Origin of the sequence: Trebonia kvetii (assembly GCF_007827045.1) — a bacterium.
Lineage (GTDB): Bacteria > Actinomycetota > Actinomycetes > Streptosporangiales > Streptosporangiaceae > Trebonia > Trebonia kvetii.
The window spans coordinates 45,382-66,377 of sequence record NZ_RPFW01000012.1; the positions used below are offsets into that span (position 1 = coordinate 45,382).

The following is a 20,996-nucleotide window of genomic DNA, read 5'->3' on the forward strand; positions in this document are numbered from 1 at the left end:
ACGTGTCAGCTCCGCGCTCCGCGCCCGCGGAGCGCGGACAGCACCGCGGCGATCACCATGAAGGCGACGGACTCGTAGAACGCGGCGTGCAGCCCGGTGGTGAAGTCGGCCGCGGCCTGGCCGTGCAGCGTAGTGGTGCCGACGAAAATCGCGAACGCGACCTCACGGGGAATGGACCTGGACGCCACCAGGATGGCGACGGAGAACGAGAACACCATCCCGATGTTGGAGAACGTCCGCAGCATGCCCGACGCGATGCCGAACATGTCGGGCGGCGCCGCCTTCATGATCGCCGAGCTGTTGGCGGGGAAGAACAGGCACGCGCCGACCGCGCTTATCGAGCCGATGCACACGATCCACCACAGCGGCGTCGCGTTGGTGAGCTGCGCGTACAGCAGCAGCGACACCACCTGGAGCGCCAGTCCCGCCGTGGCGGGCAGCACCGCACCGTGCTTGTCGGCCAGGCGGCCCGCGTAGAGGCTGACGCCCGCGGAGATCAGGTACCCGGGTAGCAGCAGCAGCGAGGCGTTGATCGGCGACAGGCCGCGCGGTCCCTGCAGGTACATCAGCACAAGGAACAGCACCGCGAAGCTGGCCAGGCCCTGGAAGAGCGAGGCGCACAGCGACGCCGCCATCATCGGCACGCGGAAGATCCGCAGCGGCAGCATCGGCGCGGGCACCCGCGACTCGACGTACACGAAGACCCCGATGAGCGCCAGGCCGCCGATCAGGTAGCCGGCGGTCTCGGCGTCGAACGGGCCGTTGGCGAGCTTGGTGATCGCCCACAGCACGCCGAAAAGCCCGAGGCCGAGCGTCACCATGCCCAGCGGGTCGAGCCGCTGGCTGATCCGCTCTCCCTTGTCGCGCAGCACCCGCAGCGCGACGGCGATCGCGAGGACCCCGGTGGGCACGTTGATCCAGAAGATCCAGCGCCACGACACGTACGTGACGATCAGCCCGCCAAGCACCACGCCGAGCACAGCGCCGATCGTCCAGCCAAGCGAGGTGAACCCGTAGGCCAGCCCGCGCCGTTCCTTCGGGTACAGGTCGGCGATGACTGCGCCGCTGTTGGCCATGATCAGCGCGCCGCCGACGCCCTGGACGACCCGGAACACGATGATCGACACCTCGTCCCAGGCCAGCGCGCACAGCAGCGAGCCCAGGACGAACACGGCGAAGCCGGTCTCGTACATGCGGACCCGCCCGAACATGTCGCCGAGCCGTCCGACCTGGGTGGAAAGCAGCGTGATCACGAGCAGGAAGCTGACGATGACCCAGACCACGTCGGTCAGCGCCACGTGCAGGCTGCGCTGGATCTCCGGCAGCGCGAGCACCACGATCGTGGTGTCCACCGCGGTCATCAGCACGCCCGCCATGAGCACCACCATGGCGAGACCGGTGCCCCTCGGCTGCCCGCCGCCGGCACCGGACGACGCCGGTGGATTCCGCTCGGTCTTGGAGAAAGTCACTTTCTTAGCCTAACGAAAGGTAGCTTTTCCGCCAGTGATGACTAGGCTTGCTATCCGGCGTTCGCATGTGAGGGGCGGCAGGTTGTGGCTCGCGACGAAAACGCGATCGGCACGGTCGGCGTCCTCACTGTTGCCACTCGCGGACAGGCAGGCCCTGGCGAGGTTCTGATCAGGATTCGCGGTGGCTCAGAAAGCTTCCTTGCCTGGTCCGCGACACCGCTCCCGAAGGGGGCCACCGTCCTGGTCACTGATTGCCTTGGCCCGCGAACGGTCGACGTCATGGCATGGGACGATTCGCTCGGCGAGGCCCCCGGCATCCCCGGATCTAACGAAATCCCCCGCTCAGGAGAGTGAAATCATGTTCGGTTACCGAGTTCCGGCCCCCGATGAGGCAATGCTCATTTCCGGTGGTCGCGGGGCTAGTGGCGCGCCGTTCCGGGTGGTCACCGGGCACGGCGCGTTCGTCGCGCCGTTCTTCAGGAAGGTCAGGTACCTGACGCTGTCCATGCAGGAAGCCGAGGTGTCGGAGACCTGCGTGACCAAGCAGGGGATCTCGCTGAACGTCCGTTCGGTGATCGCGTTCAAGGTGGGCTACGACTCGGAGTCCATCGTCAACGCCGGGCAGCGGTTCCTGTCCGACCAGGACCAGATGTCTGTGCTGACCGGCCGGATCTTCGCCGGCCACCTGCGGTCGATCATCGGCTCGATGACCGTTGAGGAGATCGTTACCGAACGGCAGAAGCTGGCTTCTGAGGTGCTCGACGGCTCCAAGGCGGAGATGGCCACCATCGGCCTGACCGTCGACTCGCTGCAGATCCAGTCCATCGATGACATGGGCGCCGGCTACATCGCGGCGATGGCCGCGCCGAACAACGCGGCGATCCAGCGGCAAGCGAAGATCGCCCAGGCGGCGGCCGACCAGGCATCGGCCGAGGCGCAGCAGGCGTCGGCACGCAAGCAGGCCGAGTTCGCCAGGCAGACAGCGGTCGTCCAGGCCCAGTACAAGGCCGAGATCGACAAGGCGCAGGCGGAGGCGGCGCAGGCCGGGCCGCTCGCCCAGGCCTCGGCGCAGCGCGCGGTCATCTCCGCCCAGGCCGAGCTGGCGCAGCACCAAGCCGCGCTCCGTCAGCAGCAGCTGGTCTCCGAGGTGATCAGGCCCGCCGAGGCCGAGGCGGAGAAGGTGAAGATCCTCGCCATCGCCGACGCCGAGCGCACCAGGATCGCGGCCGAGGCCGCCGCGTCAAACAACCGGGTCGCCCTCGACCAGTTGCTGATCGCCCAGCTCCCGCAGATCGTCAAGGAGGCGGCAGTCGGCCTGGCCGGCGCCAACGTTACCGTCCTCAACGGTGCGGACGGCCTCGGCGAGATCGCCGCAGGGCTGGTCAGCCAGGGCCTGACCATCCTTGAGGCGGTCCGCAAGGGCGTCGGCGTCCCCACCGTCAACGGCGAGAGCGGCTCGGTCGCGCTGAACAACGGCCAGTCCCCCTCGGCGTAATCGCACGACAAGGCAAGAAGCTAGCAACGCAGACGCGGGCTGACGCCCGCGCCTGCGTGTGCGCCGCCAGGTGGTGCGCGGGGTCGGCGGTTAAGCGAACAGCGTCGCCGGACGACAAAACCGCCTATATCGAGTGTCACTGAATAGCTGTTGCCGCTTCCGACCCAAGATGACGGCCCTTGGATCGGGATCGCTCAGCGGGCGGAGAGGATGGCGGCTAGCTCGGCGGCCGGGGAGGATTCGCGGAGGGTGCCGTGGATCAGCTCGATGCGGTGGACGACCCGTGGGGCTGTCACCGGAACCGCGATGATGCCTGCCCACGCGGCCGGTTCTGGGGATAGCGCCGGTTGCGGTAGCAGGGTCAGACCGTGGCCGGCTGCCGCGAGCCTGATCAGAGTCAGTGTGTCTGATCCCGCGTAGCCGAACGCGGGCCGAAAGCCGTCTACGCCGGCGAGCCTCCGGATCTCCGCGAGCGGCGGCGCCACCTGCTCCGCCTCGATCCACCGGGAGTCAGCTAGATCCGGCAGCCGCAAAGCCCGGCGTGCCGCGAGCGGGTGCCCCGCGGGCAGGATGACGGCGACGCCCGCCTGGCTGACGCCGGTGGCGGCCACCGGCGCGAGTTCCGGAAGCGGATCACCCGGCGCGGTCAGGCCATCGGTTAGCGCGATATCAAGCTCGCCGCGTGCCACACCGAACGCGACCGCGGCGCGCGTTCCCGTCCGGACGCTGATATCAAGGCGCGGCATTCGCTCGCGCAGTTCGGCGAGCGCCGCCGCGAGAGCTGGCGCCGTAGTCGCGCCGGCCAGCGGCGTGACGCCGACGATGAGGGTCGCCGCCGGGGTGCTCGTCATGCGGGTGACGTCGGCCCGTGCCGCGTCGAGGCGGAGCAGGATGGGTTCTGCGTGCTCAAGCAGCCGGGCACCTGCCTCGGTCGGCACGACCGGGCGGCGGTTGAGCAGCTGGGTCTTGAGGTCGTTCTCCAGGGCGGCGATCTGCTGCGACACCGCCGCCTGGGTGTACCCAAGTTCACTCGCGGCAGCGGAGAACGAGCCGAGCCTGGCCACCGCGACGAACGTCCTGAGCAGTTGCGCCTCCACGAGATAAGCATCGCTTATCGGCGGACAAGAAATCATCGTTGGCGCTTAACATCATGGCTGTCTCACGATGGACGCATGACTCAGCACGCCGCACAGATCGCCCTCGTGGGTGACCGGTCAGCCAACGTCAGGGCGCACGCGCGCATCCCCGGTCTCATCGACGCACTGCTCCGGCGCGACTCGATCGCGCTCGACCCCTACTGGATAGCCACGCCGGATGCCGTCGAGGCCGACCTCGCCGGCTTCGACGCCATCTGGATCGTTCCCGGCAGCCCCTATGAGAGCGCCGATGGCGCCATCCGCGCCGCGCGCGTCGCCCGCGAGGAGGGAATCCCGCTCCTCGGCACCTGCGGCGGCTTCCAGCACGCGCTGCTCGAGTACGCCCGCGACGTCTGCGGGCTGTCCGAGGTCGAGAACGCCGAGGTGACCCCCGACGCGAAGCACCCGCTGATCGTGCCGCTCGAGTGCTCGCTGATGGGCCACGAAGAGGCGGTCATGATCGCGCCAGGCACGCTGGCGGCGCGGATCTGCGGAGCCGGCCGGCGGGTCGAGCGGTACCACTGCAACTTTGGCCTGAACGCCGATTACCTGGAGGCGCTGACGGACGGCGGCCTGCGCTTCACCGGCTTCGACGACACGGGAAACGTCAGGATCATGGAACTGCCCGGGCACCCGTTCTTCATCGGCACCCTGTTCCAGCCGGAACTCCAGGGCGACGGCACCCAGCCGCACCCGATCATCGCCGCACTGGGCGCGGCGGCGGCAAACCACGCCGACACCACCGTGCTGGCCTCGGCCAGCTAGCGGTCCGCGGAACCCTGTCCCGCTTCCCGGCAGCCGTCAAGCCGACGGGTCGCGCAGCAGGACGAAGTTGATCGCGGTGAGCGTCATCGCGACGTCACCGTCCTGGTTGGTCACCTCGACCGTTCCCCTGACAATCCCCCGGTCAGGCTTACTCGAGGAGCGGCGCGCCTCGAGCACCGTGGCGCGGACGTGCAGCGTGTCGCCTGGGCGGACCGGCCGCGGCCAGCGGATCTCGTCGACGCCCGCCGCGCCGAGGCCGGACTCCGCGCTGACGTAGAACTCCACGAGCTTCCGCATCGTCGCGCTGACGGTGTGCCAGCCGCTGGCGATGAGGCCGCCGTACGGCCCGTCCTTGGCGCCCACCGGATCAACGTGGAACGGCTGCGGGTCGTACTGGCTGGCGAACGCGATGATGTCCGCCTCGCTGAGTGTGAAGCTGCCGCAGTCCATCGTCGAGCCTGGGATGTAGTCCTCGAAGAAGCGGGTCACGCGCTCGGGGTGATCATTCACGCTCGTAAGTATCCCAAGGGTCCGGGGATGCGCCACCCACGGGGGATTCGATCACGAGAAGATCACATCGATCACGAGAAGATCACAGAAAAACTCGGTTTGCCTGCGGGCCCACGCGGCTCCCTGCAATAGTTCCATCGATGGCCGGTACGGGACAAAACAGCTTTAACAGCGACACTCCCGTATGAAACCACCGCCGAGCGGGCGCCCCCGAACAGTGCTCGCCGCCACAGGCCCGCCGAGAGGTGCGCGAGCAGCCGCGTAGGCAGGGCGAGACTTCGACCTGGGGAGATTAATGACTGCTGGGCACAGTGACCGTCGGCCGGTGCGGATCAAGCGCAGGGGCAGGCACGCAAGCCCCTCACAGGTTGAGAAGGTCGCCCAGCAAGCGGGGAAGGCGGCGCCCGCTGTCGCCATCGCCGGCGCGCTGGTCGCGGCCCCCACGGCACAGGCACTGGCGAGCACCGCCGCCCCGGCCACGGCCGCGGCGCAGATGCACGAGACAGCGGCAACCATCTTCACGGAAATCACCACTACCGGCCCCGCGGTCACCGGGGCGATGCTCGACTCATTCGCCACCCGCTCTGTCACCGTCGCCACCGCGAGCACCGCACGCCACGCCGCGGTGGCCAAGAGCACCTATTACACGGTCCGCAGCGGCGACTCGCTGTCCACGATCGCGCAGCGGTTCTACCACAAGGCGGCGGACTGGCAGTACCTGTACCACGAGAACGAGAAGAAGATCGCCGACCCGGAGTCCATCGACGCGGGCGAGCGGCTCTTCATCCCCGCCACGGTGCCTGCCAGCTTCAAGCCGACCGCCTACACGCCGAAGCACGCGGCGAGCACGCCCGCGCCGAGCACGGCGAGCAGCAGCGGCAGCACGAGCAGCAGCGGGAGCGGCAGCGGCCAGAGCAGCAGCACGCCGGCCACCACCGACAGCACCGTGGTCACGCAGTCCGCCCCCGCCCCGCAGGGCAGCTACAGCTGCTCCGCGCTCGAGCAGCTCTGGGACTCGGCGGGCGGCAACCCGTCCGACGCGTTCATGGCCGCGGAAATCGCGATGGCCGAGTCGGGCGGCAACCCGAACGCGATCAGCCCGACCTCCGACTACGGCCTGTGGCAGATCAACGCGTCGAACGGCTCGCTTGCTACCCTCGACCCCTATGCCAACGCGAAGTCGGCGATCGCCCTGTCCGGCAACGGCACCAACTGGGGCCCGTGGACCACGTACACCAGCGGTGCCTACTCAGGAAAGTGCTGATCCGGGCTGGGAGCTGATCCAGAACAGGGATCAGCTGGCCGCGAGGGCTTCCTTGATGCCGAGCCGCGCCAGTTCGTCGGCGCGCTCGTTACCCGGATCGCCGGCGTGGCCCTTCACCCAGTGCCAGGAGACGTCGTGCGGCGCCATCGCCGCGACCAGGCGCTGCCACAGGTCCACGTTCTTGACCGGCTGCTTGGCCGCGGTCTTCCAGCCGTTGCGCTGCCAGCCGGGCAGCCACTTGGTGATCCCGTCGAGTACATACTTGCTGTCGGTGTAAATGTCCACGGGCACGGGCCTGGTCAGCGCCTCAAGCGCGGATATGGCGGCGAGCAGCTCCATCCGGTTGTTGGTGGTGGAGCGCTCGCCGCCGTGCATTTCCCTGACCGTGCTGCCGTACCGGAGTATCGCGCCCCAGCCGCCGGGCCCTGGGTTCCCGCTGCACGCTCCGTCGGTGTAGATAACGGCTTGGCTCATGTGCGAAGGCTATCGCCGCCGCGCAGGTCAGGCGGATAACATCCCGGTTTATGACCATTGGCGGGAACACCCGCGGCAAGGACGCGGAGCTTGTCCTCGTCAACGGGAAGATCCGGACGCCGGCGCACCCGTCCGGATTCGTGCGTGCTGCCGCGGTCAGCGGCGGCGTGATCGGCCGCCTCGGCAGCGACGACGACATCCGCGAGCTCATCGGGCCGTTCACCCGGGTGATCGACCTGCGCGGCAGGCTCGCCATCCCCGCCTTCGGCGACGGGCACATTCACCCCGTACAGGGCGGCCTCGAGTCGCTGCGCTGCAATCTCACCGAGATGCGGAGCAGGCAGGACTACCTGGCGGCGATCGCCGCCTACAGCGAGACGCTGCCGCCAGGCGCCTGGGTGCTCGGCGGCGGCTGGTCGATGCCCGCCTTCCCCGGCGGAACGCCGCTGGCCGCGGACCTGGACGCGGTCACGGGCGGGCGGCCCGCGTTCCTGCCCAACCGCGACCACCACAGCGCCTGGGTGAACACCATGGCGCTGGCCATCGCCGACGTCACCAGGGACACCCCGGATCCGGGTGACGGGCGGATCGAGCGCGATCACGCGGGCAACCCGACGGGCGCGCTGCACGACGGCGCGATGCGGCTCGTGGCCGACTACGTGCCGCCGCCAACCCAGGCCGAGCTGATCGCCGGGCTGCTCGCCGCCCAGCGCTACCTGCACTCGATCGGCATCACCAGCATCCAGGACGCGTGCGTCGGCGAGGCGGGCGAGATCGGCATGCCCGACGCGTTCGCCGCCTACCGGCGCGCCGCCGCGGACCGGCTGCTGACCTGCCGCGTCACCGGGGCGCAGTGGTGGGACCGGTCCCGCGGCCTGCACCAGCTCGACACCCTGCTCGCCCGTAGGGAGGAGGCGGACGGCGGCGGCTACTTCCGCGCCACCTCGGTGAAGCTGATGCTCGACGGCGTCTGCGAGACGTTCACCGCCGCGATGCGCGCACCATACCTGGACGGCCACGGGCACGCCACGGCGCACGCCGGGTCGCTGTTCATCGAGCCGGACGAGCTGGCGGAAATCGTCGGCCGGCTCGCCGACCTCGGCTTCCAGATGCACTTCCACGCGATCGGCGACCGCGCCGTCACCGCGGCGCTTGACGCGCTCGCCACCCTGCCCGCCCCGCTGCGGACGGCCGGCCGCCATCACATCGCGCACCTTCAGTTCGTGGATCCCGCCGACCTCGGGCGGTTCGCCCCACTCGGCGTCACCGCCAATTTCCAGCCGCTCTGGGCCTGCAAGGACGAGCAGAACGACCAGCTCACGGTCCCGTTCGTGGGCAAGGAGCGGGCGGACTGGCAGTACCGGATCGGCTCGCTGCTCCGGCTGGGCGCGCGCGTCGCGTTCGGCAGCGACTGGCCGGTGTCAAGCGCCGACCCGCTGCAGGAGCTGCACGTGGCGGTCAACAGGACGCTCTCGACCCGGCTTGGCGATCCTGGCTCCGTGGAGACGACCATCCCGCTGCTGCCCGCCGAGGCGATCAGCGTGCAGGCGGCGGTCGACGCCTTCACCAGAGGCGTCGCCTACCTGAACCACGAGGAGGACATGGCGGGCACCCTGAAGCCCGGCAAGGTCGCCGACGTCGCGGTTCTCGACCAGGACATCTTCGCCGTCCCCGCCAGCGCGATCGGCAATTCGTCGGTCGTGCTGACGGTGGCGAGCGGACAGGTCGTGCACGGCGAGCAGGAGACCTGACCGGTAACCCCGCAGACGAGAAGACACGCCGGTGAACACGCGGCCCCGGCCGTGACCCAGCCGAGATCATGTGCTGTATTTGTAGCGTGTTCAACGCGCTGCCATCGCCGGGGTCAGAAGACCCCGCGGACCTTGCCGTTCTCGCCGGGCTCCGGGTTGTGGATGACGATGACGACGATCCCGTGCTGCTCTGGCCGGACGGGACGCCTGTCGACACGTGGCGGGAGGAATACCCGTACGACGAGCGGATGACCCGGGACTACTACGACCACCACAAGCGGCTGCTGCAGATCGAGCTCGTCAAGTTCCAGAACTGGGTGAAGGACACCGGGCAGCGGATCGTCATCGTCTTCGAGGGACGCGACGCGGCGGGCAAGGGCGGCACGATCAAGCGGTTCACCGAGCATCTCAACCCGCGCGGCGCGCGCACCGTCGCGCTGGTCAAGCCGACGGAAACCGAACGGACCCAGTGGTACTTCCAGCGCTACGTGACGCACCTGCCGTCGGCCGGCGAGATCGTCATGTTCGACCGGTCCTGGTACAACCGGGCCGGAGTCGAGCGGGTGATGGGCTTCTGCTCGCCCGAGGAGTACGTGGAGTTCATGCGGGAGGCGCCCGAGTTCGAGCGGATGCTGGTGCACTCCGGGCTGAACCTGACCAAGTTCTGGTTCTCGGTCACCCGCTCGGAGCAGCGGACCCGGTTCGTGATCCGGCAGGTCGACCCGGTGCGGCAGTGGAAGCTATCCCCGATGGACATCCAGTCGCTGGACAAATGGGATGATTACACCGAGGCTAAGGAAGCGATGTTCTTCTATACCGACACGGCTGACGCGCCGTGGACGGTGGTGAAGTCCAACGACAAGAAGCGCGCCAGGCTCGAGGCAATCAGGCACGTACTCGAGCAGTTCGAGTACGACGGCAAGGACGCCGAGGTCGTTGGCAAGCCGGACCGGAGGATCATCGGGCCGTCGGCGCTGCTGTCCGAGCAGACGTCACTGCAGACTTTCACGAGGTTGGCATGACACAGCAGGAAGTGACCGAGACCGTTTCCGAGATCACGACCCCCGAGGAACTTCGCGAGGCGCTCGGCGGTTACCCGAGCGGACGCGCCGTCACCAAAGAGCGGCCGGCGCTGCACCCGCTGCAGATCGAGTGGCTGCACGCCTCGCCGTTCTGCGTGCTCGCGACCTCGGACGCGGACGGCAACTGCGACGCGTCACCGAAGGGCGACCCGGCCGGACACCTGATCCACGTGCTCGACCCGAACACCGTGGTGATCGCCGAACGGCCCGGCAACAAGAGGGCCGACGGCTACCTGAACATCCTGTCCAACCCGCACGTCGGGCTCCTCGCGCTGATCCCCGGACGCAACGACACGCTGCGCATCAACGGCCGGGCGCGACTGGTGCGCGACGCACCCTGGTTCGACGAGCTTGCAGTGCGCGGCAAGCGGCCGATCCTCGCCGTCGTGATCGAGATCGAGACGGTCTTCTCGCACTGCCCGAAGGCGTTCATGCGGTCCGGGCTGTGGGAGCCGGAGTCATGGCCGTCCATCGAGGACATGCCGTCGGTGGCCGCGCTGTGCAAGGCCGTGCAGAACCCGGCGGAGACGCTTGAGGAGCTAGAGGCGTACTACGCCAAGCCGAACTACTCAGGCATGCTCTACTAGCGCGACACTACCGCGACACTAGCGCCCGTACTGGCGCCACAGGTCAGGGATCGTGACGCCCAGGTCAAGGAACAGGCGGCGCAGCAGCGGGACGGAGATGCCGATCACGTTGTTGTGATCGCCGTCGATCGAGTCGACGAACCAGCCGCCGAGCCCCTCGATGGTGAACGCGCCGGCCATGTTCAGCGGCTCGCCGGTGGCGACATACGCTGCGATCTCGTCGTCCGTCGGCGTGCCGAATCGCACCGTGGTCGCGGCCACGGCGGTGACCTGCTTACCGCTTGCCGCGTCAACCACGCAGTGGCCGGTGAACAACGTGCCGGTCTTGCCCGCCATCGCGTGCCAGCGGCCGATCGCCTCGGCCGGCGAGTCCGGCTTCCCGTACGCCCGCCCGTCCAGGTCGAGCATCGAGTCGCAGCCGATGACGAGCCCCTCGTCCAGGCCCGCGGCGACCGCGGCCGCCTTGGCCGCTGCGAGTAGCTGTGCCAGTTCTCCGGTGCCGGGCGCCGTGTAGGCGTCCTCGTCGACACCGCTGACGATGACCTCGGGATCGATGCCGGCCGCGCGCAGCACGGCGAGCCTGGCGGAGGACGCGGAAGCGAGAACAACACGCACGGCTCAGAACCTTAACGCGGACCGGGCGGCCAAGGTCGCCGGCATAGGATCTAAGCCATGCGTTTCGGCCTCGTTGGTACCGGTTACTGGGCACAGATCACGCACGCTCCCGCCCTTGCGAGCACTCCGGGCGCGCAGCTCACCGCGGTCTGGGGACGCGACCCAGCCGCCGCGGCGGCGCTCGCGGAAAGCCACGGCGCGACCGCGCACGCGGACTTCGACGCGTTTCTCGGCAGCGTCGACGCGGTCGCGTTCGCCGTGCCGCCGCACACCCAGGCGCCGCTGGCGGTCCGCGCCGCCCAGGCGGGCAAGCACCTGCTGCTCGAGAAGCCGATCGCGCTGTCGGCCGACGACGCGGACAAGCTCGCCGCCGCCGTCGAGGAGGCGGGGGTCGCCTCTGTCGTGTTCTTCACCTGGCGGTTCAACAACGAGATCCGCGCCTGGCTGACCGACGAGCAGGCCCGCGGCGGCTGGTCGGGACAGGGCTGGTCGGGCGGCGCGGCGATCTGGCTGGGCACCTCCAACCAGCCGGGTAACCCGTTCAACACGCCTTGGCGGCAGGAGAAGGGCGCGCTCTGGGATCTCGGCCCGCACCTGGTCGGCATGCTCTGGGCCTGTCTCGGCCCGGTCATCGAGGTGACCGCCGTCCAGGGCAAGGCGGATGTGGTGCACCTGGTGCTGCGCCACCAGAACGGCGTGACCTCCACGGTGACCACGACGCAGTCCGCACCGGAGGCCGCGACCGGCGTCACGGTATTCGTCTGGGGCGAGGCCGGCCGGTCTGTCATGCCCGTCGAACTCGTCGACCCGGTCGCCGCATTGCGCGTCGCCGCCGCCGAGCTGATCGCGGAAGCGGCCGTCGACCGCCCGGCGCACCCGTGCGACGTCCGCTTCGGGCGGGAGATCACGAAGGTGCTGGCCGAGGCCGAGGCGCAGCTGCCCGTCCGCCCCGCCGAGTGAGATCATCATCCCGAACGGGTTGTGCCCATTCCGTTCCGCCGACCGCTTTGCGCACAAGGTTCCCGTAACGCACAGGCGGGCCACTGTACCTGCGCACTGATGTACGCCTAGGCTTGGCTGATATGAGTAGCTCGCCCGCCGTCCCAGATCCACGCAACCTCCGCGCCTCAGACGCCGACCGGGAGCGCGTCGCGAACGTGCTTCGCGAGGCAGCCGGTGACGGACGGCTGACCATGGACGAGCTCGACGAGCGCCTCGACGCGGTGTTCGCGGCGAAGACCTACGCCGAGCTTGAGCCGATCACCCATGACCTGCCCGCCCACCGCGACGCCCAGGCGCCGGTTCCCGCGCCGGCCGCCATGGCAGACCCGGCCCGCTTCGGCGGCGAGGGCAGCTCGAGCGGCGCGTTCGCCATCCTTGGCGGCTTCTCACGCAAGGGCGAGTGGACCGTACCCAAGAACTTCACCGCATTCGTCCTGCTAGGCGGCGGCGAGATCGACATGCGGGACGCCAGGTTCGCCGAGCGCGAGGTGACCATCCACGTGGTGGCGATCCTGGGCGGCGTCGAGATTGTCGTTCCCGAGGACGCAACCGTCCGGGTCACCGGCGCGGGAATCCTGGGCGCCTTCGAGCACTCGGACGCCGGGCCGGGCACCCCCGATGGCCCGGTGATCACCATCAACGGGGTGGCCCTCCTCGGCGGCGTGGACGTCAAGCGCAAGCCAACCGTCGAGGCCGCGCGGCAGGCGCGCCAGCTGCGCCACGAGGCCCGGCGAGAGCGCCTCGATGCCAGGCGGGACCTTCACCACGACCACCGAGAGCTGCACAGGGACCGGCGCGACGCACGACGCTACGGCGAACTCGACTAACGGGCTTCTGCCGCTAATTCCCTCGTAATCACGCAACATCTACTATTTGCGGCTTGTCCGGCTTGCGTGCCAACCGCTCGTGGAACCGCTGCTGCGGGCGGCTCCCGGAGGCAAGCCGGCCAGTCATGCAGCGGCCCCTGCTCCCGACCTGCCCGTGCCTGACCTGCCCGTTCCAGGCGAACCGTAGGCGGTCCGCTCGGCGCAATGGGTGCGCAAATGCTTCGTGACGGGACGGCAACCACGGCTGCTCACCATGGGCTGCAGGTCAGTCAGCACGTCGGGCAAGCAGGAGGGCAACCGCCATGAGCGCGCAGCTACCGGCCGAGCTGGACCCCCCCGCGGGCGGCCCGGCCGATGCGGTGGTCATCGAGGGGTTCGTCGAGCACGGGGATGAGCGCGGCCGGCAGCTCGGCTTCCCGACCGCCAATCTCCACGACGTATCAGCCGTGCCCCTCGATGGCGTGTACGCCGCGACTTTCCAGATCGACCCGGCCCGCAGCGGTCTCACCTACGTCGCCGCCGTGTCGGTTGGCCGCCGGCCGACCTATTACGGTCGTGACGGGGTCCGGCTGCTCGAAGCGCACCTCCTTGACTTCCACGGCGATCTGTACGGCCGGCGGGTCCGGGTCGAGCTGCGGGTACGCCTGCGCCCGCAGCACCGCTTCACCGACACCCCGACGCTGGTGCGCCAGTTGCGCCTGGACGTGGCGGCGACGAGAGCCTGGGCGATGAGCAACCGCCTTGAGCATCTGCTCACTCCCGTACCGGGCATGACCGCTGGGCGCAAGCACCGGGTCGGCCGTGCCCGCGGCATCGACCGGGCCGCCCGGGCCGACGTGCGTGACGCCCAGCGGATGGCCGCGATCGCACAGGTGGTCAGGGACACCGAGCCGCACCGGGTCTCGCACCCGCTGGTGTCCGAGCGCACCGGCATCCCGCTCGGCTACCTCAGGTGGCGTTTTCCCTCGGTGGCCGACCTCATCGCGCTGGGCTGAGCCCGGACCTGCCGCCCGCGCGCTGTTCAGAATTCGAACAGGTTCTCGCGGAATGTCGGATGGCTGTACTCGCGCCGCACGAGACCACGCCGCTGCAGCGCGGGCACCAGGCCGTCGGTGATGGTGGCGAAGGACCGGCGGGTGAGATTGTTCTGGGTGAACAGAAAGCCGTCACCCTCGACATGCTGCATGTACTCGTCCATCTGGGCGGCGACGGTGTCGGGAGACCCGACGAGCACGGGGGTGGCGGGCTCGGTGAGCACCTCGCGCAGCGTCCGGTCGCCCGCGCGCGCCACGAACTGGTCGAGCACGCTCTTGTGGCCGTTGGTCACCAGGTGCGCGGACTGCTCGTTGACCGGGCGGTCGAGATCGAGCCGGGAGAAGTCGAGGTTGGTGGTGAACCCCATCATCGCGAGTTCCTCGGCCGGGTCGGCGAGTGCGGCGGAACGGGCGGCCTCGTCCGCCCGCTTGGCGTCCTCATCGGTCTCGGCGACCGTGACGTCGATGAGGAACAAGACCTTCACGTCCTGCGCGCGACGGCCATGCGCGACGGCCCTGTCCCGCACGTACTCGCGGTACTCCCTCATCTCCTCCGGAGTCTTCACGTAGCCGATGATCGTGTCGGCCCACTTGCCCGCGAAGTTGCGGCCGGCGGGCGACCCGCCGGCCTGAACGGTCACCGGGCGGTCCTGCGGCGAACGCGGCACGTTGAGCGGCCCGCGAGTCTTGAAGAACTTCCCCTCGAAATCGACCGTGCGCACCTTAGCGTGGTCGACGTACACGCCTGCCGCACGGTCCTCGACGACCGCGTCCGGTGCCCATGAGTCCCAGAGCTGGAACACGGCGCTGGCGAACTCATCGGCGCGCTCGTACCGTTCGGCGTGCGGTGGAAGCCCGTCGCGCCCGTAGTTTCGCGCGGCCAGGTCCGAACTGCCCGTCACCATGTTCCAGCCACTGCGCCCCTGCGATACCTGATCCAGCGTGGCGACCAGCCTGGCCAGCATGTACGGCTGGTACTCGCTGGTGGACAGCGTCGGTATCACGCCGAGGCGGATCGTGAACTGAGTCAGCAGGGAAGCGAGCACCGACGGGTCGCCCTTCGGCACCATCCATGCGTTCTTCAGGTACGCCTCCATCGACCCCTGGTATCCGTCGGGGACGAACGAGGAGTCTTCGAGAAGGATGTAGTCGAAACCAGCACGCTCGAGAGACCGGGCCAGGTCGATGTAGAGGTCGGGCGAATTGAGGTGCCGTCCGCCTGGTCCGGCGAACGGGGAGTCCCATGTCTGGACCTTGAAGCCGTTGAGGAACCACGCGAGGTGGAAGGGGTCAGCGCTCACCGCTTCAGTCCATGGCGCGGACATTTCCGCCCGGCGTCGCACCGGTCAGCGGCCGATTGCGCCATCAGCGGCAGATCGCGCCGCCCCCGCGGGCTGCCGTGCGGCGCAATTCCACGGGAACCGGCCGGACTCCGCGACGTGACTCCGGTCCTGTGTGCTTCGTCCATGGCACATCAGGACCGCTACGAGGCGTGCAGCACCGGGCCCGATCGCGCCGCGTCGCGGTTCCTGATCCTGATGTGCGGGGCGGGCTTCGCGATGAGCCTCACCGCCCCGCTCGAGGTGCTGTTCGCGGTGTCGATCGGCTACACCCCGGCGATGGCCGGCGGCTTCATGTTGTTCTCCAGCCTCGGCGTGATCACGGTCGACGTCTTCGGCACGCGACTCGTCCCGCTGATGAACGCGCGCTCAAGCGTGACCATCGGGCTCATCATGTTCGGGACCGCTTGCATCGGCATGGCGGTGGCGTGGACCTTCCCGCTCATGCTGGCGGTGCGGCTGCTCCAGGGCTTCGGGGCCGGGATGATGCTCGGCGGCGCCCTGCAGGCGGCGGTCCGCGTCGCCCCGGTGGACTCGGCACGGGCGCTGGCGCGCTTCAACGCCGGCTTCCTGCTCGGCGGCGCCGCCGGGTCGCCGGCCGGCCTGATCGCCGCCGCCGTCATCCGGGGGACGGCAGGAGACCGGGGTGCCTTCGTCGGCACCGGTGCCCTCGCGCTCATTCTCGCGGCCGCGGTGCTCCGCTTCCTGCCGCGGCTCGCCTGTCCACTCGGTGAGGGCCCGCTGGGCGGCGGGCCTCCCCGCCTGTCGCTGCCCAGGTTCGGACGGGGCAGGGCCGACCTGGCCGGGCTGGCGATCGCGATGATCGGAGACTTCCTCCGCGGCGGAGTCCTGTTCACCGCGCTGCCGCTGGCCGGTGCCGCGCGCGGCTTCCCCACGCTGACCATCGGGATCGCGATCGCGCTCATGTCGGTGGCGGAGATTGTCGTCCTCACCCGGGCGGGCGCGGTGCTCAGGTGGCTGGGGCTCGCCCGCGTCCTGCTTGCGGCGTCGGTTCTCGGCTGCGCGTGCAGCGCCGCCCTCGCGCTGATTCCCGGCCAGGCGGCCTACCTCGGAGTGTCCGCCGTCTTCGGCGTGGCGCTCGCCGGCATGACAATCGGACTGCCGCTCGTGGCGGTGGGGCTCGCCGGCGACTCCGCTGCCGGACTCGCGCGGTTCCGGATCTCGGCGGGCGTGGGCATGCTGGCCGGCTCGGTCGGCTGCGCGATCCTGGGTACCGCCGCCGGGCCTGCGCCGCTGTTCTGGGTGGTGACCGCCGTGCTGGCAGGCGGCGCCTGCCTCGTCAGGAACCTGGCCCAGCCAGCCGCCCCGGCGCGGGTTGTTTCCGGTTGATGTGCTGCGGCGCAATCCCGCGGGTACGGCGATGATCTTTCGCCGCAAACTACCCCTGCTGAACTCGGGTTATGGCCAGGCATACCGCCGGCCGTCGAAAGGCACCCGCAGCGCGAGGGAGAACGATCGTGGTCACCAAGTTCCATCTTGGATGGTTCCTGAATTTCGTCGCCGACGAGTGGAACGGCACCTGGGGCGACGGCGCCAAGGACTTCACTGGTGACTTCTACGTCGAGATGGCGAAGACCCTCGAGCGAGCCTGCTTCGACTACATACTGCTCGAGGACAAGCTCATGGTCTCAACCGCCTTCGGCGGCACCATGCAGTACGACCTCAAGCACGGCGTGAACCCGAAGCACGACCCCGTACCGCTCGCCGTCGCCATGCTGATGGCCACGACCAGGATCGGTGTCGTCCCCACCATGTCGACGTCGTTCTACCCGCCCTTCCTGCTAGCGCGTCTCTGCTCGACCATCGATCACATGGCCAGGGGCCGCTTCGGGTGGAACGTCGTCACCTCGGCCGAGGACCGCGCAGCGCAGAACTTCGGCCTGGACAAGCTCTTCGAGCATGACGAGCGGTACGCACGCGCCGAGGAGTTCCTCGAAGTCGTCACGAAGCTCTGGGACTCCTGGGAACCCGGCGCGATCGTCCGCGACAAGGCCACCGGCACCTACGCGGATTACACCAAGGTGCACACCATCGACTTCGAGGGCAAGTACTTCAAGTCGCGCGGGCCGCTCAACACGGCGCGCAGCCCGCAGGGCTGGCCCACCATCGCCCAGGCCGGCGCGTCGGTGCCCGGCAGGGAGCTGGCAAGCCAGTACGCCGACACCATCGTCGCCCCCGCCAACGGGATCGAGGCGATGAAGGCCTACCGCCAGGACATCCGCGCCCGGATGGAAGGCAAGGGACGTAATCCAGACGACTGCCAGGTGCTCTACATCGTCTCCCCGATCGTCGCCGACACCGAGGAAGAGGCGCACGCCAAGCGCGAACGCTGGCACAACGACCCGCTCTACATCGAATACCAGCTCGCGGAGATCTCCTCCATCACCGAGGTGGACTTTTCGCGGTTCGACCTCGACAAGCCCGTGCCGGATGGCGTGACAACCAATGGCGAGCGCGGCGCCCTGGAAAGCTTCCTCTCCCGCGGCCGCGACAAGACCCTGCGCGAGCTTGTCACCGGCAACGGGCTTGGCGGCGCCATCCAGTTCACCGGCACCCCGGATCAGGTGGCCGAGCGAATGGTGGCGGTCATGAACGAGGTCGGCGGGGATGGGTTCCTCATCACCAGCCCCGTGATGCGGCTCAGCCGGCGCTACGTCACCGAGATCGCCGACGGTCTCATCCCCGCGCTGCAGAAGCTGGGCGCGACGCGCACGTCCTACGACCATGAGCTGCTGCGGGAGAACCTGCACGCGTTCTGAGCCCCGCGCGATCCCGGCTGTAAACCGCCCGTTGCATGTGAGGCAACCAGCAGAAACAGGGATCTGTTTCCATCGCAGAAACCCGTCGCCTAGGAGGTGGCAATGGGACGTCCCGCCAGACCCGCACGCCCCGAGACCCTCTTCCAGCGGAACCGGCGTAAGCCGGAGCGCCTGAACAATTCGCTACGCCGGACCTATGACCTGCTCCGCTCGACACTGCAGAGCGCGGAGGGCACGGTCTACCTGGTGGAGGGAGAGCTCATGGACGCGCTCTCCGCCAGCCGGAACACGGTACGGGCCGTCCTCCAGCAAATGGCCAAGGACGGCTTGGTCACTAGGAGCCCCAAACGCGGCACGCAGTCCGCCGAGCAGTTGCTGCTCGGGGTCAATTCGCTCTCTCCCGTCAGGGAGCTGGCTAGCGGGAGCACGATTCATACCGAACTGCGTGCCCTGGAAATCCAGACCGTGGGCTGTCCCCGGATGGTCCGCGAGCGGCTAGCGCTGCCAACGGACTTCACCGTGCTGATGATCGAGGGCCTGCTCACGCATTGCGAGGTGCCCATGGGCATCACGGTCAGCTACATCGCCTTGACCCGGCAGGAATCACGGGACGTCGCCGTCGACGAGCCTGACGCGATCCTCTTCGTCGAGAAGTACCTCGGCGCCAGGATCACCAGCAGCCGCACCACGATCGGGGCCACGGCCGCCGACGCCCAGTCGGCGGAACTGATCGGCGTGGAACTCGGCGCTCCGATGATCTTCCTCGAGGACGTGCTCGAGGACGAGCAGGGCCGCCCCAGGGCCATCAGCCAGTTCCGGTTGCGCAGCGACCGGGTGGCCTTCCAGGCGGACGCGTTCCGCGCATCGTGAATGACGGCGCCCCCGGACTCAATGTCCGGGGGCGTCAACTTCTCCCTACATCGCCACCCGCGGGTCGGCGATCGCCTGCAGCATGTCGACCACCACGTTCGCCACGACGTACAGGAGCCCGACGACCAGCGTGACGCCTGCGATGGTGTTGAAATCGCCGGCCGTGATCGCCTGGGCGATGTAGAGGCCGATGCCGGGGCGAGCGAAGATCATCTCCACCACGATGCTGCTGCCGATGAGGCCGGCGAGCTGCAGGCCCATCAGTGCCAGGACCGGGCCGAGCGCGTTGCGCAGTCCGTGCCTGACCAGTACCGTCCGCTCGCTCAGGCCCTTGGCCCTCGCGGTACGCATGTAGTCCGACCGCATCACCCCTTCCAGGCTGCTGCGCAGCACGCGGCCGACCGCGACGGCCGGCGTGATCGCGACGCAGAGGGCCGGCAGGATGAGGTGGCGGATGTCGTCCACGAACAGGCCGGGGCGGCCGGCGATCCAGCTGTCGATCGCCAGGAAGCCGGTCGGGCCGGTAGGCGCGTTGTACGACGATGTCTGGCCGGTGATCGGCAGCAGGTTCAGCCAGCGGAAGAAGACCAGCATCCCGAGCAGGCAGGCGAGGAAGACCGGCACCGAGGCGCCGGCCACCATGATGAACTTGAGCACTCCCGAGCCTCGCCACCCCTGGGCCGTCGCGATGCCGAGGAAGAAGCCGATCACGACGATGAGGAAGAACGCGGCGACGATCAGCTCGAGAGTGACGGGGAGATAGTTCCGCAGGTCCTGGGCGACGGGAGTGCGCGTGACCGACGAATCGCCGAGGTTCCCGGACAGGGCGCGCCCGACGTAATCGAAGAACTGGACAGGGACCGGCTTGTCGAGGCCGAGCTGGTGGCGGGCGGCGGCGTACACCGCAGGCGATGCCTTTGCCCCCACCAGGGCGGCGACCGGATCGACCGGCGAGATCTTCTGCAGGATGAAGACGACCAGGACGAGGGCGAGCAGCACAGGAACCGCACCACCGAGGCGGCGGCCGAGGACGAGGAGCATGTCATGACCCGTTTCGTTGCGGAGGAGGCGGAACTTAGCGACTGGCGATGCGGTCGCGGATGGCGTCGCCGGCGAAGTTGCTGACGATCGCGATGACGGCGACCCCGACGGCGGGGAACACCGGGATCCACCAGGACGTCAGGATGTTGGTCATGCCCTGCGCGGCCATGGCGCCAAGCTCGGGTGCCGGCTCTGGCGCGCCAAGGCCGAGGAAGGACAGGCTCGACAGCATCAGCACCAGTGCCGAGATGTCCAGGCTCGCGGTCACGATCGTCACGGGGATGGCTCCGGGTAGCAGGTGCCTGCTGAGCAGCCGCCGCCAGCCGGCGCCGGCCAGCTTCGCCGCCTCCATATGCGGCGAGGCGCGCAGCCTTCGCACCTCTGCCCGCACGATGCGCGTGTAGAGCGGCCACCAGACGATGGCGACGCCGATCAGGGTGTGCAGGTACGACGGGCCGAGCACAGCGACGATGGCGATCGCCAGGATCGGGGCGGGCAGCGCGAGGAACACATCGGTGACGCGCATGAGGACGTTGTCCAGCCACCCGCCTACGGCGCCGGCGACAAGGCCGATGAGACCGCCGAAGAAGACTCCGGATGCCACCACGCCGAGTGCGCCCCACCAGCTCGTCGCCATCCCGGCCAGGACGCGGCTGAATATGTCCCTGCCCACCGTGTCGGTGCCGAACCAGTTGGTGGCGTTCGGGCCGGTCTGCGGCAGTCCCGCGGGCACGAGCGGGTTGAAGGGCGCGATCTCCTTCGCGAAGATCGCGATCACGAACAGCAGCGCGAGCGCCCCGAGGGCGGCCCAGCTTGAGGCGGTGGAACCGCGGAGGTACTCCCGCGGCGACGCCGCGATTCTGGTCCTGACGGGCACCAGCTTGGTTGCGGCGTAGGGTTCTGCGACGGCCATTTCTTCTCCTAGAGCTCGCAGTCGACGGGGCCAACGGGTAG

The 20,996-nt window shown here is 69.0% G+C and carries 21 protein-coding genes; 13 read left to right on the top strand and 8 right to left on the bottom strand.

What is annotated here, in order from left to right; all coding sequences use genetic code 11:
• Positions 1–5: 5 nt before the first annotated feature.
• Positions 6–1,469 carry an MFS transporter gene (locus EAS64_RS40965; RefSeq protein ID WP_222849998.1) on the bottom strand — a complete coding sequence of 488 codons (1,464 nt, stop codon included), beginning with the start codon at positions 1,467–1,469 and terminating at the stop codon, positions 6–8.
• 84 nt (positions 1,470–1,553) lie between these two features.
• Between EAS64_RS40965 and EAS64_RS48105 the strand changes: the two genes are divergently transcribed.
• Entirely contained in the window at positions 1,554–1,823 is a 270-nt protein-coding gene (locus tag EAS64_RS48105; protein WP_145862127.1) for an NfeD C-terminal domain-containing protein, read from the top strand.
• 4 nt (positions 1,824–1,827) lie between these two features.
• Positions 1,828–2,964 carry an SPFH domain-containing protein gene (locus tag EAS64_RS40975; RefSeq protein ID WP_145862128.1) on the top strand — a complete coding sequence of 379 codons (1,137 nt, stop codon included), beginning with the start codon at positions 1,828–1,830 and terminating at the stop codon, positions 2,962–2,964.
• Positions 2,965–3,158: 194 nt separating this feature from the next.
• On the opposite strand, the gene EAS64_RS40980 is transcribed toward EAS64_RS40975, so the two are convergent.
• Positions 3,159–4,061 (bottom strand): LysR family transcriptional regulator, encoded by a 903-nt coding sequence (locus tag EAS64_RS40980; RefSeq protein WP_145862129.1) that lies wholly within the window; start codon positions 4,059–4,061, stop codon positions 3,159–3,161.
• A gap of 75 nt (positions 4,062–4,136) precedes the next feature.
• Here EAS64_RS40980 and EAS64_RS40985 point away from each other — a divergent pair, with 75 nt between their 5' ends.
• On the top strand, positions 4,137–4,865 hold the full coding sequence (locus tag EAS64_RS40985) for a CTP synthase C-terminal region-related (seleno)protein (protein WP_145862130.1): 729 nt from the start codon (positions 4,137–4,139) through the stop codon (positions 4,863–4,865).
• Between the two features lie 36 nt (positions 4,866–4,901).
• Here EAS64_RS40985 and EAS64_RS40990 read toward each other — a convergent pair whose 3' ends face one another.
• Complete coding sequence (locus EAS64_RS40990) at positions 4,902–5,375, bottom strand: MaoC family dehydratase (protein WP_246116124.1); 474 nt, start codon at positions 5,373–5,375, stop codon at positions 4,902–4,904.
• Positions 5,376–5,700: 325 nt separating this feature from the next.
• Here EAS64_RS40990 and EAS64_RS40995 point away from each other — a divergent pair, with 325 nt between their 5' ends.
• A complete protein-coding gene (locus tag EAS64_RS40995) occupies positions 5,701–6,639 on the top strand; it encodes a transglycosylase SLT domain-containing protein (protein ID WP_187366548.1) in 939 nt (312 codons plus the stop codon).
• A gap of 30 nt (positions 6,640–6,669) precedes the next feature.
• Here EAS64_RS40995 and rnhA read toward each other — a convergent pair whose 3' ends face one another.
• A complete protein-coding gene (rnhA, locus tag EAS64_RS41000) occupies positions 6,670–7,113 on the bottom strand; it encodes a ribonuclease HI (RefSeq protein ID WP_145862132.1) in 444 nt (147 codons plus the stop codon).
• 50 nt (positions 7,114–7,163) lie between these two features.
• Between rnhA and EAS64_RS41005 the strand changes: the two genes are divergently transcribed.
• The 3 genes from EAS64_RS41005 to EAS64_RS41015 all read left to right on the top strand — a co-directional run bounded on the left by EAS64_RS41005 (position 7,164) and on the right by EAS64_RS41015 (position 10,533).
• Complete coding sequence (locus tag EAS64_RS41005; RefSeq protein ID WP_145862133.1) at positions 7,164–8,864, top strand: amidohydrolase; 1,701 nt, start codon at positions 7,164–7,166, stop codon at positions 8,862–8,864.
• Positions 8,865–8,950: 86 nt separating this feature from the next.
• On the top strand, positions 8,951–9,886 hold the full coding sequence (ppk2, locus tag EAS64_RS41010; RefSeq protein ID WP_246116125.1) for a polyphosphate kinase 2: 936 nt from the start codon (positions 8,951–8,953) through the stop codon (positions 9,884–9,886).
• Positions 9,883–10,533, top strand: a complete 651-nt coding sequence (locus EAS64_RS41015; protein ID WP_145862135.1) for a pyridoxamine 5'-phosphate oxidase family protein — start codon at positions 9,883–9,885, stop codon at positions 10,531–10,533. The genes ppk2 and EAS64_RS41015 overlap by 4 nt, the downstream gene beginning before the upstream one ends.
• 18 nt (positions 10,534–10,551) lie before the next feature.
• On the opposite strand, the gene EAS64_RS41020 is transcribed toward EAS64_RS41015, so the two are convergent.
• A complete protein-coding gene (locus EAS64_RS41020) occupies positions 10,552–11,148 on the bottom strand; it encodes a Maf family protein (RefSeq protein WP_145862136.1) in 597 nt (198 codons plus the stop codon).
• A 57-nt stretch (positions 11,149–11,205) separates the two neighbouring features.
• Between EAS64_RS41020 and EAS64_RS41025 the strand changes: the two genes are divergently transcribed.
• The 3 genes from EAS64_RS41025 (at position 11,206) to EAS64_RS41035 (ending at position 13,972) form a co-directional block, all read left to right on the top strand.
• Complete coding sequence (locus EAS64_RS41025; protein WP_145862137.1) at positions 11,206–12,108, top strand: Gfo/Idh/MocA family protein; 903 nt, start codon at positions 11,206–11,208, stop codon at positions 12,106–12,108.
• A 122-nt stretch (positions 12,109–12,230) separates the two neighbouring features.
• A complete protein-coding gene (locus EAS64_RS41030) occupies positions 12,231–12,977 on the top strand; it encodes a DUF1707 SHOCT-like domain-containing protein (protein WP_145862138.1) in 747 nt (248 codons plus the stop codon).
• Positions 12,978–13,279: 302 nt separating this feature from the next.
• Positions 13,280–13,972 (top strand): riboflavin kinase, encoded by a 693-nt coding sequence (locus EAS64_RS41035; RefSeq protein WP_145862139.1) that lies wholly within the window; start codon positions 13,280–13,282, stop codon positions 13,970–13,972.
• A 26-nt stretch (positions 13,973–13,998) separates the two neighbouring features.
• Here EAS64_RS41035 and EAS64_RS41040 read toward each other — a convergent pair whose 3' ends face one another.
• Positions 13,999–15,312, bottom strand: a complete 1,314-nt coding sequence (locus tag EAS64_RS41040) for an NtaA/DmoA family FMN-dependent monooxygenase (protein WP_187366549.1) — start codon at positions 15,310–15,312, stop codon at positions 13,999–14,001.
• A 165-nt stretch (positions 15,313–15,477) separates the two neighbouring features.
• On the opposite strand from EAS64_RS41040, the gene EAS64_RS41045 reads away from it, so the two are divergent.
• The 3 genes from EAS64_RS41045 (at position 15,478) to EAS64_RS41055 (ending at position 19,001) form a co-directional block, all read left to right on the top strand.
• The gene (locus EAS64_RS41045; RefSeq protein ID WP_145862141.1) at positions 15,478–16,701 is read left to right on the top strand and encodes an MFS transporter; all 1,224 of its coding nucleotides are present in this window, start codon (positions 15,478–15,480) and stop codon (positions 16,699–16,701) included.
• A 128-nt stretch (positions 16,702–16,829) separates the two neighbouring features.
• A complete protein-coding gene (locus EAS64_RS41050; protein WP_222849999.1) occupies positions 16,830–18,131 on the top strand; it encodes an NtaA/DmoA family FMN-dependent monooxygenase in 1,302 nt (433 codons plus the stop codon).
• Positions 18,132–18,233: 102 nt separating this feature from the next.
• Entirely contained in the window at positions 18,234–19,001 is a 768-nt protein-coding gene (locus EAS64_RS41055; protein ID WP_145862143.1) for a GntR family transcriptional regulator, read from the top strand.
• Positions 19,002–19,046: 45 nt separating this feature from the next.
• Here EAS64_RS41055 and EAS64_RS41060 read toward each other — a convergent pair whose 3' ends face one another.
• Entirely contained in the window at positions 19,047–20,042 is a 996-nt protein-coding gene (locus tag EAS64_RS41060; RefSeq protein ID WP_145862144.1) for an ABC transporter permease, read from the bottom strand.
• 34 nt (positions 20,043–20,076) lie between these two features.
• Positions 20,077–20,955, bottom strand: a complete 879-nt coding sequence (locus EAS64_RS41065; RefSeq protein WP_145862145.1) for an ABC transporter permease — start codon at positions 20,953–20,955, stop codon at positions 20,077–20,079.
• Positions 20,956–20,996 lie beyond the last annotated feature (41 nt).